11 protein-coding genes, 2 tRNA genes and 2 rRNA genes are annotated in these 18368 nt (G+C 46.0%); 13 read left to right on the top strand and 2 right to left on the bottom strand.

Annotated elements, in window-relative coordinates:
• Positions 1 to 156 precede the first annotated feature (156 nt).
• The gene (locus B067_RS0116220) at positions 157 to 3693 is read left to right on the top strand and encodes a PAS domain-containing hybrid sensor histidine kinase/response regulator (RefSeq protein WP_019531136.1); all 3537 of its coding nucleotides are present in this window, start codon (positions 157 to 159) and stop codon (positions 3691 to 3693) included.
• On the opposite strand, the gene B067_RS0116215 is transcribed toward B067_RS0116220, so the two are convergent.
• Positions 3690 to 4352: a response regulator gene (locus tag B067_RS0116215; protein WP_019531135.1), complete on the bottom strand. Its 663-nt coding sequence runs from the start codon at positions 4350 to 4352 to the stop codon at positions 3690 to 3692. The genes B067_RS0116220 and B067_RS0116215 overlap by 4 nt on opposite strands.
• A 164-nt stretch (positions 4353 to 4516) precedes the next feature.
• The gene (gene acs / locus B067_RS0116210) at positions 4517 to 6481 is read right to left on the bottom strand and encodes an acetate--CoA ligase (RefSeq protein WP_019531134.1); all 1965 of its coding nucleotides are present in this window, start codon (positions 6479 to 6481) and stop codon (positions 4517 to 4519) included.
• A gap of 255 nt (positions 6482 to 6736) precedes the next feature.
• On the opposite strand from acs, the gene B067_RS0116205 reads away from it, so the two are divergent.
• From B067_RS0116205 to B067_RS0116150, 12 genes are all read left to right on the top strand, one after another.
• Positions 6737 to 7855, top strand: coding sequence for a DcaP family trimeric outer membrane transporter (locus B067_RS0116205; protein ID WP_019531133.1), 1119 nt, complete (start codon positions 6737 to 6739; stop codon positions 7853 to 7855).
• A gap of 111 nt (positions 7856 to 7966) precedes the next feature.
• Positions 7967 to 8233 carry a DUF4212 domain-containing protein gene (locus B067_RS0116200; RefSeq protein WP_019531132.1) on the top strand — a complete coding sequence of 89 codons (267 nt, stop codon included), beginning with the start codon at positions 7967 to 7969 and terminating at the stop codon, positions 8231 to 8233.
• A gap of 10 nt (positions 8234 to 8243) precedes the next feature.
• Positions 8244 to 9977, top strand: a complete 1734-nt coding sequence (locus B067_RS0116195) for a sodium:solute symporter family protein (RefSeq protein ID WP_019531131.1) — start codon at positions 8244 to 8246, stop codon at positions 9975 to 9977.
• A 75-nt stretch (positions 9978 to 10052) separates the two neighbouring features.
• Positions 10053 to 10547, top strand: a complete 495-nt coding sequence (locus B067_RS0116190) for a hypothetical protein (RefSeq protein WP_019531130.1) — start codon at positions 10053 to 10055, stop codon at positions 10545 to 10547.
• Between the two features lie 49 nt (positions 10548 to 10596).
• Positions 10597 to 12456, top strand: coding sequence for a putative nucleotidyltransferase substrate binding domain-containing protein (locus tag B067_RS0116185; RefSeq protein ID WP_019531129.1), 1860 nt, complete (start codon positions 10597 to 10599; stop codon positions 12454 to 12456).
• A complete protein-coding gene (locus B067_RS0116180; protein ID WP_019531128.1) occupies positions 12453 to 13115 on the top strand; it encodes an exonuclease domain-containing protein in 663 nt (220 codons plus the stop codon). The genes B067_RS0116185 and B067_RS0116180 overlap by 4 nt, the downstream gene beginning before the upstream one ends.
• Before the next feature lie 81 nt (positions 13116 to 13196).
• Entirely contained in the window at positions 13197 to 14147 is a 951-nt protein-coding gene (msrP, locus tag B067_RS0116175) for a protein-methionine-sulfoxide reductase catalytic subunit MsrP (protein ID WP_276201907.1), read from the top strand.
• 71 nt (positions 14148 to 14218) lie between these two features.
• Entirely contained in the window at positions 14219 to 14737 is a 519-nt protein-coding gene (locus B067_RS20730) for a protein-methionine-sulfoxide reductase heme-binding subunit MsrQ (protein ID WP_019531126.1), read from the top strand.
• A gap of 644 nt (positions 14738 to 15381) precedes the next feature.
• Positions 15382 to 16915 (top strand): 16S ribosomal RNA (locus B067_RS0116165).
• A gap of 103 nt (positions 16916 to 17018) precedes the next feature.
• Positions 17019 to 17095, top strand: a tRNA-Ile gene (locus tag B067_RS0116160).
• Between the two features lie 128 nt (positions 17096 to 17223).
• Positions 17224 to 17299: transfer RNA gene (locus tag B067_RS0116155), tRNA-Ala, on the top strand.
• 386 nt (positions 17300 to 17685) lie between these two features.
• Positions 17686 to 18368, top strand: a 23S ribosomal RNA gene (locus tag B067_RS0116150); the annotation flags it as partial.

The following is an 18368-nucleotide window of genomic DNA, read 5'->3' as shown; positions in this document are numbered from 1 at the left end:
ATCCCCTAGCCTTATTAGCCGCAATTAAATTAGTCGATATTCTACGACTATAGTCCAGTAGCAGCTTCGGTCACATGGTATAGAATGCAGGTAGCGGTGAGGGTTACTCACCGCTGCTATGCCATTAACAATAATACCTAAAGGCCCGCTCTTTTTATGGATAGCCAGCTGTTATTACTTTGTGCGTTTATTTACGCTGCCATTTTGTTTTATATCGCTTGGCGATCTGAGTTTTGGCAGTTCAAACAGGCATGGGTACAACCGGTTTTATACAGCCTTTCACTGGCCGTATATTGTAGCTCTTGGACATTTTTAGGGGCGGTAGGCCAGGCGGTTGATAATGGCTGGAGCTTCTTGCCTATTTATCTGGGGCCTATTCTTTTATTTCTGCTGGGCTGGCGTTTCTTGCGTCGGTTATTGGTCATCTCATCTCGTAATAAAGTCACCTCAATCGCCGATTTCATTGGCTCACGCTATGGTAAAAGTCAGGGCTTAGCAGCTATCGTTACCTTGGTGGCTGTGCTGGGCTCATTGCCTTATATTGCCTTACAGTTAAAAGCGGTGTCGTTGGTTTGGTCAACGATTCAACTACCCATCGTCGATGGGGTTATAGAGTTGAGCACTGAAGTTAATAAGCATGGTAGTAGCTTTGTTACCGCTTTAGTGATGGCTTGTTTTGCTATCTTATTTGGTACCCGTGTAATTGATGGCCCCCATAGACATCAAGGGATGATTACCACTATTGCATTTGAATCCTTAGTAAAAATAATTGTGTTTTTTATTATCGGCTTATTAGCTATACAATTACTTGTGGGGGAAGGGGTGGAGCGATCTTTTTCTATAGCGCCACTCATTGAAAATAGCAGCTTCGATTTAAATTTTGTCACCCAGTCTTTTCTGGCTATGGTGGCTGTTGTTTGTTTACCTAGACAGTTCCATGTCATGGTTGTTGAGTATCATAGTAGAAAAGATATACGAACCGCGCGTTGGTTATTTCCATTGTATTTGGCCCTTATTTCTTTAATTATTGTACCCATTGCTATTGCCAGCCAACAGCTGCTAAGTCATCAACAATATTCTAGTGATGCCTATGTTTTATTATTGCCGATGATGCAAGGCAGCCAATGGTTGACGAGCTTGGCCTTTATCGGTGCTATCTCAGCGGCAACCGGTATGGTTGTTGTTGCTGCTGTTACCCTATCAATTATGATTTCTAATGAACTAGTCGTGCCGTTATGGTTATGGCTTAGTTCCCGGTCAGATATGGCGGCAGGTAATTTAGGTGAACGTCTACGTTTAGTGCGGCGTATCTCTATTGTTGTTGTTTTGTTATTGGCTTGGTTGTTGGAATTAAATTTTAGTCAAAGTCAGGCGTTAGCGTCTATAGGTTTAATATCCTTTGCCGCCGCCGCTCAGTTAATGCCTGCGATAATAGGCGCTTTATACTGGCAGCGTGGCCATAGAAACGGAGTGCTAACGGGGTTGATGTTAGGCGTCTTTTTTTGGTTTTATTGCTTTTTACTTCCCTCCGTATTAGGTCAGGGCCATTCCTTAGTGCTTAACGGCCCTTGGCATATAGCTTGGTTGTCGCCAATAAATTTGTTGGGTACAGGGGGGATGGGGCAGCTAAGCCACGGTGTTTTTTGGAGCCTGCTATTTAATTTCGCAGGTTTCATTATGGTTTCAAAGTATTCTCGCTTTAATAGTTTAGATTTACGGCAGGCAAATAGTTTTACCCAGCTGCGTCGTCGTTATAGCTTTCAACAATATGACTTTGATCTGACAGGGATAGAAGTTAGACAGCTACAAACATTACTTCAACCATTGTTGGAACCATTTAAGTACTCAGAGTTGTGGCGTGAATTTGAGGTTAAGATTGGCCGTCGCTTGTTGCCTTTGGATAAAGCACCTCGTTTTGTTGTGAAAGTCGTTGAAGATAACCTAGCAGCGATCATTGGCGCGGTGTCGGCGCATAAGGCTGTAGAGCTATTGCGAAAGCAAAAACCTGTGCAAATTGAAGACTTTGTTTCGTTAATGGGAGGGCGGTCTAGGCAATTACAGTTTGACCAAAATTTGTTGCAGGTCACTTTAGAAACAATACCTCAAGGTGTGAGTGTTGTTGATGGTAATTTAAATCTGGTGGCTTGGAATGAACGTTATCAAGCTATGTTCGATTACCCGCCTCGCTTGTTATACGTGGGCTGCCCAATTGCTAAAGTTTATTATTTTAATGCTGAGCGTGGTTATCTCGGTGAAGGCGATCATGATGATATAGATGGCGTAGTAGAAAAAAGATTAAATTTTTTACGTCAGGCTGAGATTTATAAAACCGAGAGAGAACTTCCCAATGGTATGGTGGTAGAGATTAGTGGCATACCCATTGAAAATGGCGGCTATGTAACAACCTATATGGATGTTACTAAACGTTCCGCCTTAGTGGATGAGTTAATTCAGACAAAATTAAGTTTAGAGAGCCGAGTTATTGAAAGAACAGCTGAATTGTCATTGGCTAACCAATCTTTGAAGAATGAAAATAAAATACGGGCAAAAATTGAAAAAGAATTAAGCTCTGTACATCGTAGCAAGAGTAATTTTTTGGCCGCATCAAGCCATGATTTATTGCAACCTATTAATGCCGCACGTTTATTTGTGGCGACCATGCAGCAAAAAACGGCAGCTATGGCACAGGGTGATAAAAACATTCAATCTATAAAGATTGACGTCGATCATATTGACAGTGCTTTGTCTGGGGCTGAAAATTTGATTGAATCAATGCGAGAGGTGGCCCGCTTAGATTCGGGTAAGCTGGTGCCTAAGCGTGAGAATTTTGCTATAGCAGATGTTTTGGAGATGTTAGCCCGCGAATTTGGTCTGTTGGCACAAAAGACACAATTAGATTTACATTGGGTGCCTTGTAAGCAATGGGTATATAGCGATAAACACTTACTGCGAAGAATAGTACAAAATTTTTTGTCAAATGCTCTGCGCTATACCCGGCGCGGAAAAGTATTGCTAGGCTGTCGTATTCATAAAGATTCACTTGATATAGAAGTGTGGGATACCGGAGCAGGCATTGCTGAGAAAGACAGAAAAAAAATATTCGAAGAATTTGAGCGCCTAGGTGATGGCGCCGGTATCGACGGCCAAAAAGGTTTAGGCTTGGGTTTATCTATCGCTAATAGAATGGCCAAGCTATTAGGTTATCGTTTAAGCTTTGAGTCTGAGTTGGGCAAAGGCTCTGTGTTTAGAATTAATGTGCCTTTAGGGGTTGTTGAAAGTAAGCAGAAAGTTAATAGGCAAATAGCTATCTCTGATTTAAGGGGTTTACGGGTTTTATGTGTCGATAACGAACAGCAAATTCTTAACGGTATGCGATCATTGCTTGAGCAGTGGGGCTGTTTTGTTTGTTGCGCGTTTAGCTTAGGTAGCGTGTTAGAACTCTGGAAATTTGATGGCGCGCCTGATGTTATTTTGGCTGATTATCATTTGGACGACGGCGAGACAGGCTTACAAGTTTTAGAGGCTTTAGGCCTGCACTGGGGTGTTAGCCAGAAAGCAATTGTGATCAGTGCCGATAACTCTGATGATTTACGTGAAGAGGTGCACACTGCCGGCTATTTGTTTTTACCCAAGCCGGTTCAGCCAGCTGCGTTGAGAGGTTTAGTGCGAAAGCTATCGCGTAAAAAATCTTAGCGGGGTATAGCGTTTGGGTGTACGTCTAGCTGGCTGATCGCTAATACCGCTTGGGTGCGGGAGTTGACCCCCAGCTTTCTAAAAATTTCAGTGACGTGAGCCTTGACGGTTGCCTCTGTAATATTCAGTTCATAGGCAATTTGTTTATTCAGCAAGCCTTGAGCTAGCATGGTGGCAACGCGAAATTGTTTTGGGGTTAATGTTGAAATAACACTTGCGACTTTTAGCTCTTCATCGCACTGGCTTAATACCGACTCATCAAAATTATCAGGTAACCATAATTGCCCTTCTAAAACAGCATGAATGGCATCGCCAATGCTTTCCAGTGGGCTACTTTTGGGTAGAAATCCTGCAGCACCATGGCTCATCGCACGGGCGATGATTTCTGGGGTTTCATGAGCAGAGACCACGATCACAGGGGTAGTTGGGTGGTAAGCACTGAGGTGAATTAAACCGCTAAAGCCATGTGCGCCCGGCATTTGTATATCCAGTAAGATAAGTACTACATCGGGCGTCGTTTCTACGCTAGCTTGTAGCGAGTCTATATCCTGTGCTTCGACAATGTTGTACAGAGGTAGTTGGCCGGTAATGGCCGTTTTTAACGCACTCCTAAATAGCGGGTGATCATCCGCGATAATAATGGTAGATGTTTCGCTCACAGGCTGCGCTCTTTTATTGTTATTAGCATTAAGGCCTTTATTGTTTAAGTAATATTGTAGATGATTTTAGGGATACCTGTAGTTAAAACTAAAATACCCCATTGTACAAAGTATGCAATGGGGTATTTTGGTGTTTGCGCTGGTAACGCTTAATTAAACAACTATTAAGTTGCGGCAGCGTTAATCATTTGGTGGTCGCTGATAAGTTTCTCCACCACGCTTGGGTCGGCTAAGGTTGAGATATCTCCCAAACTATCGTACTCATCGGTGGCAATTTTACGCAGAATACGTCGCATGATTTTGCCTGAACGCGTTTTCGGTAAATCCTGCGACCACTGAATAATATCAGGGGTTGCAATTGGGCCTATCTCTTTACGCAGCCATTGTTTTAGCTCTTGCTCCATGGCGGGGTCGCCTTGGTGACCTTTGTTAAGGGTGATGTAGATGTAGATGCTCTGACCTTTAATGCTATGAGGTACACCGACTACAGCGGCTTCTGCAACACTGGCATGGGCAACTAAAGCACTTTCAACTTCTGCTGTGCCCATACGGTGGCCGGACACGTTCAATACATCATCTACCCGACCAGTAATCCAGTAGTAGCCATCTTCATCGCGCATGGCTCCATCGCTGGTAAAGTAGCAACCCTCGAAGGTTGAAAAGTAAGTGTCGAAAAAGCGTTGATGGTCGCCATAGATGGTGCGCATTTGTCCTGGCCAGCTATCAAGGATGACCAAATTACCACTGTTTTTCCCTTCGAGCAGGTTACCGTCGTTGTCCATTAATGCGGGCTGAATACCAAAGAATGGGCGCGTGGCTGAGCCTGGTTTTAACGCCGTTGCACCTGGCAGTGGGGTAATCATTACGCCGCCCGTTTCAGTTTGCCACCAAGTATCTAAGATAGGGCTTTGCTTGCTGCCAAACTTATCGTAAAACCAACGCCAAGCTTCTGGGTTGATTGGCTCACCGGCAGTTGCCAAAATATTGATACAAGATAAGTCGACGCCTTTAGTTGCAGCATCCCCTTCAGCCATTAACGCGCGAATAGCGGTAGGCGAGGTATAAACGGTGGTGACATGATGTTTTTCTATAATCCGTGCCATTCTGCCCGCATCGGGTGAGTTGGGTACACCTTCATACATAACAATGGAGGCGCCGTTAGAGAGGGGGCCATACACCGCATAGGTATGGCCGGTGATCCAACCTATATCAGCCATACACCAATAATTTTCACCCGGTTGATAATTAAAAATAACTTCATGGGTGAGTGAGGCGTAAACCAAATAGCCGCCGTTGGTATGTAGAACACCCTTGGCTTTGCCGGTAGACCCAGAGGTGTAAAGAATGAATAAGGGGTCTTCTGCATTCACTGCTAGCGGTGGACAATTTGCGTTTTGTTGATCGGTTAAGGTTTTGTAACAAATATCTCTTTCATTATGCCAAGTGATCTCGCCTTGAGTGTGTTTAAACACCACTACATTTTTGACTTCAGTGCTGTGGCAGTGTTGAACGGCGAGGTCGACATTATCTTTTAACGAAACGGCCTTGCCGCCTCGTAAACCTTCATCGGCGGTGATGACATAAGAAGAATGGCAATCTTCAATGCGGCCGGCTAATGCTTCCGGAGAAAAACCAGCAAATACCACAGAGTGCACGGCGCCAATGCGAGCGCAGGCCAGCATGCTAAAAATAGCTTCGGGAATCATAGGCATATATAGGGTGACAACATCGCCTTTGCTAACGCCAATTGCTTTCAATCCGTTAGCTAAGCGGCATACTTCATCGTGCAGCTGCTGATAGGTGTAGGTTTTAACCGCGTCAGTTTCGCTATCGGGCTCCCAGGTAATGGCTATTTGTTGTGCGTTTTTTACTAAATGCCTATCGATACAATTAGCACTGGTGTTGAGTTCACCATCGGCAAACCAGCGGATATGAAAATCTTCTTTTTTAAAGGAGGTGCTTTTAACTTCGGTGAAGGGCTTGCTCCAATCCAAGCGCATTGCTTGTTGTTTCCAAAACTGGCTGGGGTCTTCTACCGACTGTTTATAGAGTTGCTGATATGTTTCATCATTAATGTGAGCGGAGTCAGCTAATTCAGGGTTGACGGGGTATAGGGATTGCGCGCTCATGATTTTATCCTACTTATGTTTGATGCGGAAAGTTTGGTCATAGCCAAGAACAGTTATCGGGCGGAGTATTAACAACTTTGGTCTTAAGCGATATTAGACATTGGTCGTATAGGGGTAATGAAGAGAGTTAATATATGGCGTGTTCATAGCAGGCATTAGACTTTAGTCGATATACGACTAATAGCTAATAGTCAGTTGGTTAAAAAAGTAGCAGTCTGCGCTTGTCAAATAACAAATGATGGGGAAGGGCTGAGCATGAATACAAAACAAACATCGATAAAGCTACTGGCTGCTGTTGCAGCGATGTCGTCAACACAGGCGTTTTCGGCACTTGAAATTGATCTACAAAACGGCGATAAGATTTCATTTGGCGGTTATGTAAAATTAGATGTGCGCCATGTTGACGGAGATGTGGCTTATCAAGATTATTGGCGTGGTAATAATCCAGGCGCTATAGACACTTCCCATACCGGTTTTAATGCTAGGGAAACCCGTTTTAATACCACTTATACACACGGTGATGTGACCGCTTTTATAGAAATGGATTTTTACGGCGGCGATGGTAATGAGGTTGCCACCAATTCTACCAATCCTCGTTTGCGTCATGCGATTATAAAATATAAAAATTGGATAGCGGGTCAGTACTGGACAACGTTCCTGCCGGTTAATGCCTTTCCTGAGGCACTGGACTTTGCTGGTGCTATTGTCGCTGAATCATTTGTTCGCCAACCTCAAATCCGCTATACCCAAGGTAACTTTAGTGTGGCGGTTGAAAACCCTGAAACTTGGGGGGACGGCACTATTGATGCACCAAGTACGGGTGGTGGTTTGAGTGGCGCTGCGGCTGATTCCGATGAAACTAGCCCTGATTTAATTGCCAGTTATAAATTTAAAGGTGATTGGGGCGAGGTGCAGGTTGCCGGCTTATTACGTCAGCTTGATGAAGGTGATGCGGGTATCGATGAAACGGCTTTTGCGGCTAATGTAGGTGGCCGAATCAAGGTTGGGCAAGAAGATGACATCCGTTTTCAAATTAATGTGGGTGAATCAGGCCGCTATGTAGGTGCGGGCATGGTAACCGATATTGTTATTGACCCAGAAACAGGCAAGGTTGAAGTTGAAGAAACCACCGCCTATACCGTTGCCTATAGGCATATATGGAATAGTGAGTGGCGCAGCACGGCTTATTACGGTTACGCCGAAACAGATGTGCTGGAATATGAACGTAGCCACTGGGGGGTTAATTTAATTAAGCAGCTCACACCCAGCTTATCGGTAGGTGTTGAATTGGGTAATTTTGAGGTTGACGATAACTCTGCCAGCGAAGCCATAGACTCTAATTATCTGCAATTGTCGTGGAAATTTACTATCTAGGGCTCTACCTGTGTGGATAGCTTCATAGACTAAAGTCCAATACCGGTTTTGGTCGCAATGTTTTCTAATTAAACCTAACAATAAAACGTTTAGGTTCAGGAGGATGCTGACATGGCATTTAAAAGCGAGGCTGACGCAAAAGCCTATTGGAAAGAAAACGTAGGGATAATGTATAAGTTATTGATTGTTTGGTTTTTCGTGTCATTTGGTTGCGGAATTCTATTCGTCGATGTATTGAACGAATTTCGCCTAGGTGGCTATAAATTGGGGTTTTGGTTTGCTCAGCAAGGTTCAATTTATACCTTTGTCATTTTAACATTCGTATATGCCAGGCTGATGGGTAAGCTTGATCGCAAATACGGCGTACACGAAGAGTAGGGGCAAGGTTATGGAACTTCAAACACTCACCTATATTGTTGTAGGCTGTACATTTTCGCTTTATATCGGTATTGCCATCTGGGCGCGAGCCGGATCAACCAAAGAGTTTTATGTGGCTGGTGGCGGTATTCATCCTATAGCTAACGGTATGGCGACAGCCGCTGACTGGATGTCGGCAGCTTCCTTTATTGGTATGGCCGGTTTAATTGCTTTTCTCGGTTATGGTGGCTCAGTCTTTCTAATGGGTTGGACAGGTGGCTTTGTATTACTAGCTATGTTGTTAGCACCCTATTTGAGGAAGTACGGCAAATTTACCGTGCCTGAATTTATCGGCGACCGCTTTTATTCCAAAACGGCACGAATCGTGGCGGTTATCTGTTTAATTGTGGCTTCAGTAACGTATGTTATTGGCCAGATGAAAGGCATAGGCGTTGCGTTCTCTCGTTTCCTTGAGGTGGATTACAATACTGGCTTAATCGTAGGGATGATCATCGTGTTTTTCTACGCCGTGCTCGGTGGTATGAAAGGCATAACCTATACCCAAATTGCACAATACTGCGTGTTAATTTTTGCCTACACGATACCTGCTGTTTTTATCTCCCTTAATTTAACCGGCAACCCCATTCCGCAATTGGGCTTGGGTAGTACGATGACGGGCTCGGAAACCTTTTTATTGGACCGGCTCGATCAGGTGGTAATGGATTTGGGCTTTGCCCAGTACACGACATCCGCACGGCTTAGTACCTTAAATATGTTTGTCTACACCATGTCGTTAATGATTGGTACGGCTGGTTTACCGCATGTAATCATTCGCTTCTTCACGGTACCTACCGTAAAAGATGCGCGCACCTCGGCAGGCTGGGCTTTAATCTTTATTGCGGTGTTATACACAACGGCACCAGCAGTTGCAGCCATGGCTAGATTAAACTTGATGAACACCATTAACCCGCCTACAAGTTCAGAGAACCTGGTTTACGAAGATCGCCCGGTTTGGTTTAAAAACTGGGAAAAAACAGGCTTACTGGAATTTGAAGATAAAAATGGTGATGGCCGTATTCAATACACTTCAGATGCCAAAACCAACGAAATGGTGAAAATTGATAGAGATATCATGGTGTTGGCTAACCCCGAGATTGCTAAATTACCTAACTGGGTGATTGCCTTAGTGGCTGCTGGCGGCTTGGCTGCGGCGTTATCAACAGCGGCTGGTTTGTTGTTGGCTATTTCTTCAGCAATATCCCATGATTTGTTGAAGGGGGTGTTTATGCCTCACATCACAGATAAGCAGGAGTTACGAGCAAGCCGGGTGGCAATGGCAGGTGCTATCGCATTTGCCGGTTACTTAGGGTTCAACCCGCCTGATTTTGCTGCAGGTACGGTTGCCTTGGCTTTTGGTTTGGCTGCTTCCTCTATATTCCCTGTGCTGATGATGGGTATCTTCAATAAACGTATTAATAAAGAAGGCGCCATTGCGGGTATGTTAGTAGGTTTGACGGTGACGCTGCTGTATGTGTTCCAGCACAAAGGTATTATGTTTGTGGAGAGCACTGCCTTCTTGGGTGACTTGCCGCCTAACTGGTTTTTCGGTATTGAGCCTAACGCCTTTGGTGCCATCGGTGCAGTGTGTAACTTTGCCACGGCCTTTGCAGTATCAGCAGTGACTAAAGCACCACCCCAATATGTCCAAGATCTTGTTGAGCATATTCGCATGCCTAAAGGTGTGGAAACTGCGCAAGACCACTAAGATGTCGTTATTATTAAATTAGGTCTCAACCGTTCAGGGCTCTAGAAGAGCCCTTTTTTATTGTAAAGGTTAGCTATGTTTAAGAACAAGCATGTAATTATGGCGTTAATCGTGACGCCTATTTTGGCCGTATTGGGCTACTTCGCGACAGATTATCTAGTCTCTGAGCAACCACACAAGGCGGTAAAAGGGGGGAGCTATGAATTGGTGCAATTACCTAATTGTCGGTATGCCAGTGGCCAGTGCGAATTAAAAAACGGTAATTTCCATATTCGCGTGAGGGGCAGTGCTGAGGAGGGGGCTTCATTATTGCTACACATAGAATCAGAGTTTCCATTAACTGAGGCAATGGTTTCTGTGGTTCATAATACCAGTGACGAGGGTGAGCCAAAACTGATGCAGTTAGATTCTGATGATGGCAAGGCTTGGCTTATTCGTTTGCATGTTGATCAACCTGAAAGCCAGATTTTGCGCATTGTGGTCTCCTCTGAGGGTAGTGTTTATTATGCCGAAACAGCTATGCCTTTTCTAAAGTACGAAACAAGCTTCAGAAAAGATTTTCGTTCGTAAATCCTGCGATGTGTGTGTTTAGCGGGTAGTGACAATAGGAGTATCAAGCTTGGTACAACTTACGGATCAGCCAGAAATTTTACCCATCATAGAATTTATGCAAGATTGTTTGCCTTTTAATAGCTTGAGTGCGCCAGCGTTAAATGACATTGCCAGGCAGCTACATATTATTTATTACCGTAAAGGGCAAGTGTTAACGGTAGATGTGAATCAAGCCAGTGGCTTAAGAATATTGCGTAGTGGTGCGGTAGAAATTCGTAGCCACGATGGTCAGCTGTTAGATCGCTTAGCTGAAACTGAAAGCTTCAACCTCGATGGTTTAAATGCCGATAACGATGGCGTAAAAGCCGTTATTATCGAAGACTGTTTGCTTTACTGCTTACCCGCCGATGATTATCAGCTTTTACGTGAACAGCATCGTTTTTTTGATCGCTATTTTCACAGTCAGCGCAGCCGCCGTTTGCGTCGTGCTGTTCGTTACGAAGCCCATAGCCATATTATGATGCAGCCGGTGTCGTCTCTAATGTGTGAGAATGTGCTCACTGTGGCGGTGCACACCACAATACAAGAAACGGCCAAAATCATGACCTCTGCTAGGGTGTCTTCCGCGATGGTGATGGATGGAAAAATGCTGCTAGGCATAGTGACCGATAGAGATTTACGCTCTCGGGTGCTCAGCCAAGGTGTCAGTGTTGATGCACCTATAGAGCAGGTTATGACGGCCGACCCTTATTCGATTGCCAGTACTGATACTGTGTTTGATGCCACACTGCAAATGACTCAGCGTGGTTGTCATCATTTACCGGTTATCAATAAGGGCGAATTAGTTGGCGTGATTACTACCTCAGATTTAATGCTGGCTAAGCGAGATGATCCGGTTTATTTGGTGCAGCATATCTCGCGCCAGCAAGATGTAGAGGGCTTAAAAAATATTGCCTCCGCGTTGCCTTCAGTGCTGCAAAGTTGGGTGGCAAGTGATGGTAGGCCGCATCAGCTAAGTAAGGTGTTAACCGCTGTAAGCGATGCGATTACGCAACGTTTAATTGCGTTAGCTATTGAGCAACTTGGTGAGCCACCCGTGCCGTTTGCCTGGCTAGGGTTCGGTTCGCAGGCCAGGGTTGAGCAAATTTTAGGTGCAGATCAGGATAATGGGCTGATTGTTGATAATGCCATGCTGGCTGAGCACGATGTTTGGTTTAAGCGCTTAGCGAATTTTGTTTGCGATGGGCTGGATCAGTGTGGCTACCCTTATTGTAATGGCAAGATCATGGCAACCACTGGTCAGTGGCGTCAAACCTTGTCGGGCTGGAAAAAAACGGTCAATACTTGGGCTTATGAGCCTGATGATGATGCAGTAATGCGCGTGAGTATCTTTTTTGATGTGCGGGTGATCTATGGCGATAAGGCTTTAGCTGATGAGTTACAGCAGCATATGCTGTCAATCACGCAAAAAGATACGATTTTTTTAGCGGCATTAGCCGCCAATGTGTTAAGCCAAACACCTCCGCTAGGTGTTTTTAGGCGTTTTCTGGTTGAACGTAGTGGTGAACACCGCGATAGTTTTAATTTAAAAAAGCGCGGTGTCATGCCCATTGTCGATATGGTGCGCATTCATGCCTTGGCTAATGGTGTTGAGGCGGTGAATACCCGTGAACGCATTGCCGCGTTGATCGATAAAAAAGTAATGACTCTGGTAGATGGTCGTAATTTGCAGGATGCCTTCGACTTTATTATGCAGCTGCGTGTGCAACATCAGGCCGAGCAACTGGCTGCGGGAACCTCGCCTAATAATTATTGTAACCCCCGTGATCTGCCGGACCTAAGCCGTCATCATTTACGCGATGCGTTCAAGGTGGTTCATGAGGCTCAAGATGTTATTCGTTTGAAATACCGTGGTGGCATGGGGTGATTCTGAAGTACTTACAGCGTTGGTGGTATAGCCGTCAGTGCCGGGATCAGGCTATTAAGCGTTATTATGACGCACCGTGGCCTCGTTTATCTACAGGTTTTTCTGAGTGCCGTTTTTTAGTGGTAGATTTAGAAACTACAGACCTGAGCGCTCAGCAGGGTGAGGTGGCTAGCATAGCTTGGGTTGCGGTGGCGCGGGGGGAGATTCAGATGTCCTCCTCCGAATACCACTTAGTGCAGCTTGAAAACAACGTGGGGCAAAGTGCGGTCTATCATCAGCTACATGATCAGGATTTAATAGAGGCTAGCAAAGTAACGTCTATTCTTGAGCGCTTCCTTGAGGCTGCGGCAGGTAGTGTTTTGGTTTTTCATCATGCCAGCTTAGACATGGCTTTTTTAAATAAACTATCTAGCGCTATATACGGTGTGCCACTATGCGCCATCGTGGCTGATACATTGGAATTGGAAAAAAGGAAGCTCACGCGACAAGGTAGGATGATTGAACAGGGTGCGCTTCGGTTGTTTAGCTGCAGGGAACGTTATCATTTGCCAGTCTATCCTGCACACAATGCTTTTATGGATGCGCTGGCGACAGCTGAATTGTTTTTGGCCTACGCGGCAAATCAAGGAGCGGAGCCTGTGTTAGGTGATTTTGTTTAATTAAGGAATCTTTTTATAGTTTCGGGTCTAATCTTCAGAGTCTATTGGAGCTAAAGGGTGTCTAAATTGTTTAAAAGTAATATTCCTAGTTCAGAAATCACGCCAGAGCCGGTGTTTCTAAGGCGTCGTGATTTTATGAAAGGCACTCTATTGTCCGCCGCGGGTCTGCTGTCATCGTCGGCCGTATTAGCCAGTAGCAGCCAAGCGCCTCTTCAATATCGGAAAAGCAAGCCTGCTGCGCAGTCGGGTTTTTATACGGATGAGGCCTTAACACCCTATGAGGATGTTAAGCGCTATAACAACTTCTATGAATTTGGTATGGATAAGACCGATCCCGCACGCTATGCCGAGGCGATGACGACTGATCCTTGGTCTATCTCTATAGAGGGGGAGGTGGCTAAACCGGCACGTTATCATTTAGAGGATATTTTAAGCTGGGTAGATTTAGAAGAGCGCATCTATAGGCTGCGCTGTGTTGAGGCGTGGTCTATGGTCATTCCCTGGGTGGGTTTTCCCTTGGCGGACTTAATCAAAAAAGTGCAGCCCACCGCTAAAGCTAACTATATCCAATTTGAAACCTTAGAGCGGCGCTCGGAAATGCGGGGCCTGCGCTCAGTTACCTCGACTATAGACTGGCCCTATAGAGAGGGGTTGCGCATGGATGAAGCTATGAATCCCTTAGCCTTTTTGGCTACCGGTTTATATGGCCGCGAATTGCCCAAGCAAAATGGCGCGCCTATACGTTTGGTGTTGCCTTGGAAATATGGCTTTAAAAGCATCAAATCCATAGTCAAAATCCGCTTTCTTGAAAAACAGCCCTATACCACTTGGCAGAGCCTGGCCTCTGATGAGTACGGCTTTTATGCCAATGTTAACCCCGAGGTGGATCATCCGCGCTGGAGCCAAAAGTTTGAACGGCGCCTGCCTTCCGCGTTCTTTACCCCTAATCGCATAGCAACCCAAAAGTTTAATGGTTATGGCGAGCAGGTGGCTCATCTCTATAAAGACATGAATCTGAAAAAGTTCTACTAACGGTGGCTGTCCGTAAGTTTGTTGTTTTTGTCGTTTGCCTGTTGCCCTTGCTCTGGTTGCTGACGAGGTTAGTGACCGGGCAGTTGGGGCCGGACCCAGTAAAGGTTCTAATATTATCCTTAGGTTTTTGGGCTATAACATTTCTATGGTTAACTCTGGCGGTGTCGCCACTTAAACGTTTAACGACTGTCACTGAGCTGTTGCGCTACCGGCGCATGCTAGGGTTGTATTGCTGGTTTTATGCTAGCTTGCATATGTTGGCGGTAGTGCATTTTATCGTAGCTTGGGATGTGGCGATATTTGTCGAAGAGTTTAGCGAGCGGCCTTATATGGCCTTGGGCATTATTGCCTGGTTGTTGTTGCTGCCGCTGGGGTTAAGCTCTAATCGCTGGGCCATTAAAAAACTGGGCCGGCATTGGAAGCGCTTGCATCAGCTGGTTTATATCATTGCTGCGTGCGTGCTGTTACATTTTTGGTGGCTGGTGCGCTCGGACTACGCCGAGCTATTACTCTATGCATCGGTGTTGTTTGTGCTGTTTGCTGAGCGCTTGTGGTTGTTTTTTAAACGTAACCAAAGGTTTTCAAATTAATTCGTAGTTTCTCCAAGTAATTCATTGACTCTCACTCTTATCTCCCTATAATGCGCCGCTCTCTGGTTGAGGCAAGTCCTTAGCAAGAGGTTGAAAAGACAGTCTTTTGATGGTTTTTTCGACAGGCAAAACGGCTTTGGAAATTAATTTTAAAAAGCCCTTGCCACGGCGGATTAGATGTCTATAATGCGCCGCTCTCTACAAGGCTGCGGTCGAGTAGAGAGGGTGGAAAACGCAGTTATTTGTTTTCTCACCGCCGGTAAGTTCTTTTGGAAATAGGTTTAGCGAGACGCTAAAAAATACTTTCAAAAAGAGGTTGCCAAACAGGATGCGGCGTGTATAATTCGCATCCCTTGTTGAGGCAAGCGCTAAGCGCTGCGCAGCAAGAATTAGTCGGGAATCCTAGCGATTCAGACGCTCTTTAACAAATTGATCAAGTAATTCGTGTGGGTGCTTACTGGATGATAATTGCGACAAAGATTATCAAAAGTTAAGTTACTTACACAACATGCAGTAATGTATATTTTGAATGTAATGATTCTTTTGAGCCGAGATTTTGGAAGGTAAAGCAGGTGCTTCGGCTATTTGCGTAACCTTTCCCTCTTGTTACTTTCCTTCGGGTAAGGTGACAGAGGTAAAAGATTAAACTGAAGAGTTTGATCATGGCTCAGATTGAACGCTGGCGGCAGGCCTTACACATGCAAGTCGAGCGTGAAAGCCCTTCGGGGTGAGTAGAGCGGCGGACGGGTGAGTAACGCGTAGGAATCTACCAAGTAGTGGGGGACAACATGTGGAAACGCATGCTAATACCGCATACGCCCTACGGGGGAAAGGGGGGGATCTTCGGACCTCTCGCTATTTGATGAGCCTGCGTAAGATTAGCTAGTTGGTGGGGTAATGGCCTACCAAGGCGACGATCTTTAGCTGGTCTGAGAGGATGATCAGCCACACTGGAACTGAGACACGGTCCAGACTCCTACGGGAGGCAGCAGTGGGGAATATTGCACAATGGGCGAAAGCCTGATGCAGCCATGCCGCGTGTGTGAAGAAGGCTCTAGGGTTGTAAAGCACTTTCAGTGGGGAGGAAAAGTTAGTTGTTAATAGCAACTAGCCGTGACGTTACCCACAGAAGAAGGACCGGCTAACTCCGTGCCAGCAGCCGCGGTAATACGGAGGGTCCAAGCGTTAATCGGAATTACTGGGCGTAAAGCGCGCGTAGGCGGCTATTTAAGTCGGATGTGAAAGCCCTGGGCTCAACCTGGGAACTGCATTCGATACTGGATAGCTAGAGTATGGGAGAGGGCTGTGGAATTCCACGTGTAGCGGTGAAATGCGTAGATATGTGGAGGAACATCAGTGGCGAAGGCGGCAGCCTGGCCCAATACTGACGCTGAGGTGCGAAAGCGTGGGGAGCAAACAGGATTAGATACCCTGGTAGTCCACGCCGTAAACGATGTCAACTAGCCGTTGGGAGACTTGATCTCTTAGTGGCGCAGCTAACGCACTAAGTTGACCGCCTGGGGAGTACGGTCGCAAGATTAAAACTCAAATGAATTGACGGGGGCCCGCACAAGCGGTGGAGCATGTGGTTTAATTCGATGCAACGCGAAGAACCTTACCAGGTCTTGACATCCTCTGAACTCGCTAGAGATAGCTTGGTGCCTTCGGGAGCAGAGTGACAGGTGCTGCATGGCTGTCGTCAGCTCGTGTCGTGAGATGTTGGGTTAAGTCCCGTAACGAGCGCAACCCTTGTCCTTAGTTGCCAGCACGTAATGGTGGGAACTCTAAGGAGACTGCCGGTGACAAACCGGAGGAAGGTGGGGACGACGTCAAGTCATCATGGCCCTTACGACCTGGGCTACACACGTGCTACAATGGGCAGTACAAACGGTCGCCAAGCCGCGAGGTGGAGCTAATCCGATAAAACTGCTCGTAGTCCGGATTGGAGTCTGCAACTCGACTCCATGAAGTCGGAATCGCTAGTAATCGTGAATCAGAATGTCACGGTGAATACGTTCCCGGGCCTTGTACACACCGCCCGTCACACCATGGGAGTGGGCTGCAAAAGAAGTGGGTAGTCTAACCTTCGGGAGGACGCTCACCACTTTGTGGTTCATGACTGGGGTGAAGTCGTAACAAGGTAGCCCTAGGGGAACCTGGGGCTGGATCACCTCCTTAAAAAGTGCGCAAGCATTGTTCTTTAAGTACCTACACGAATTACTTGATCAAATTGGTTGATGTAGTGATACCCAGATAGGGTCTACTGGCCGGGGTATGTTTTAGGCCTGTAGCTCAGCTGGTTAGAGCGCACCCCTGATAAGGGTGAGGTCGGCAGTTCAAGTCTGCCCAGGCCTACCAAATTTGCGTTTCTCTTCGTTGAATGTCCGCTTGCGTATTGTTAATACGCGGCGCGAACCTTCGCCTCGATAAGCACAAATTACACACTTATCCCTAGCGACTATTGACTAGTTACTAGAGACTTAGATGGGGCTATAGCTCAGCTGGGAGAGCGCCTGGTTTGCATCCAGGAGGTCTGCGGTTCGATCCCGCATAGCTCCACCATTTTAAATGGTGCACACACTACATTAAGAGATTAGAAAAAAGTGTTCTTTAACAAGAATATTTGTTTCTGGTTTTTACAACCTGATGTTCTTTAACAAGATAAATAAGCTGATAACGATGATTATTGTCCTAGTCGACAATAGTCATCACGAATGGGCGCTGTTTGTTGTGATGACAAATAGCGACTTGTTCAACACTGAATTCTCAAGTGTAAAATTTATATCTACGATCCGGCGATCGTAGTCATACCAAGTGAAGTCGTAATGGTGTGGCAAAGTTCTTGGCAATCACTTTTAAGTAAGTGCATGTAGTAACTGGCCGGTTGAAAGCGCGCTTCGGTATACAAAACGAAGTGAGCGGAAGGCCACTAGGCTGTTTAATTATATGGTCAAGCGACTAAGCGCACACGGTGGATGCCTTGGCAGTTAGAGGCGATGAAGGACGTTGGAGCCTGCGAAAAGCTCTGGTTAGGTGGCAACCAACCGTTATTACCCAGAGATGTCCGAATGGGGGAACCCAGCAGCATAAGCTGTTATCCCACACTGAATACATAGGTGTGTGGAAGCGAACCCGGGGAACTGAAACATCTAAGTACCCGGAGGAAAAGAAATCAAACGAGATTCCCCTAGTAGCGGCGAGCGAACGGGGATTAGCCGAGCAACTTTAGCTAGTGGAACAGTCTGGAAAGTCTGGCGATACAGGGTGATAGCCCCGTACACGAAAGCGATAGTTGACGCATTAAGTAGGTCGGGACACGTGATATCCTGATTGAAGATAGGGGGACCATCCTCTAAGGCTAAATACTACTAACTGACCGATAGTGAACCAGTACCGTGAGGGAAAGGCGAAAAGAACCCCGGAGAGGGGAGTGAAATAGNTCCTGAAACCGTGTGCGTACAAGCAGTGGGAGCAGACTTGTTCTGTGACTGCGTACCTTTTGTATAATGGGTCAGCGACTTAATGTCTGTAGCAAGCTTAACCGTATAGGGGAGGCGTAGGGAAACCGAGTCTTAATAGGGCGTCATAGTTGCAGGCATTAGACCCGAAACCCGGCGATCTACCCATGGCC

The sequence above is a fragment of the Dasania marina DSM 21967 genome (assembly GCF_000373485.1).
In the GTDB taxonomy this organism is placed as follows: domain Bacteria; phylum Pseudomonadota; class Gammaproteobacteria; order Pseudomonadales; family Dasaniaceae; genus Dasania; species Dasania marina.
Note: the sequence above shows the minus strand (reverse complement) of the source record. Positions and strands in the feature narration are given on the sequence as shown.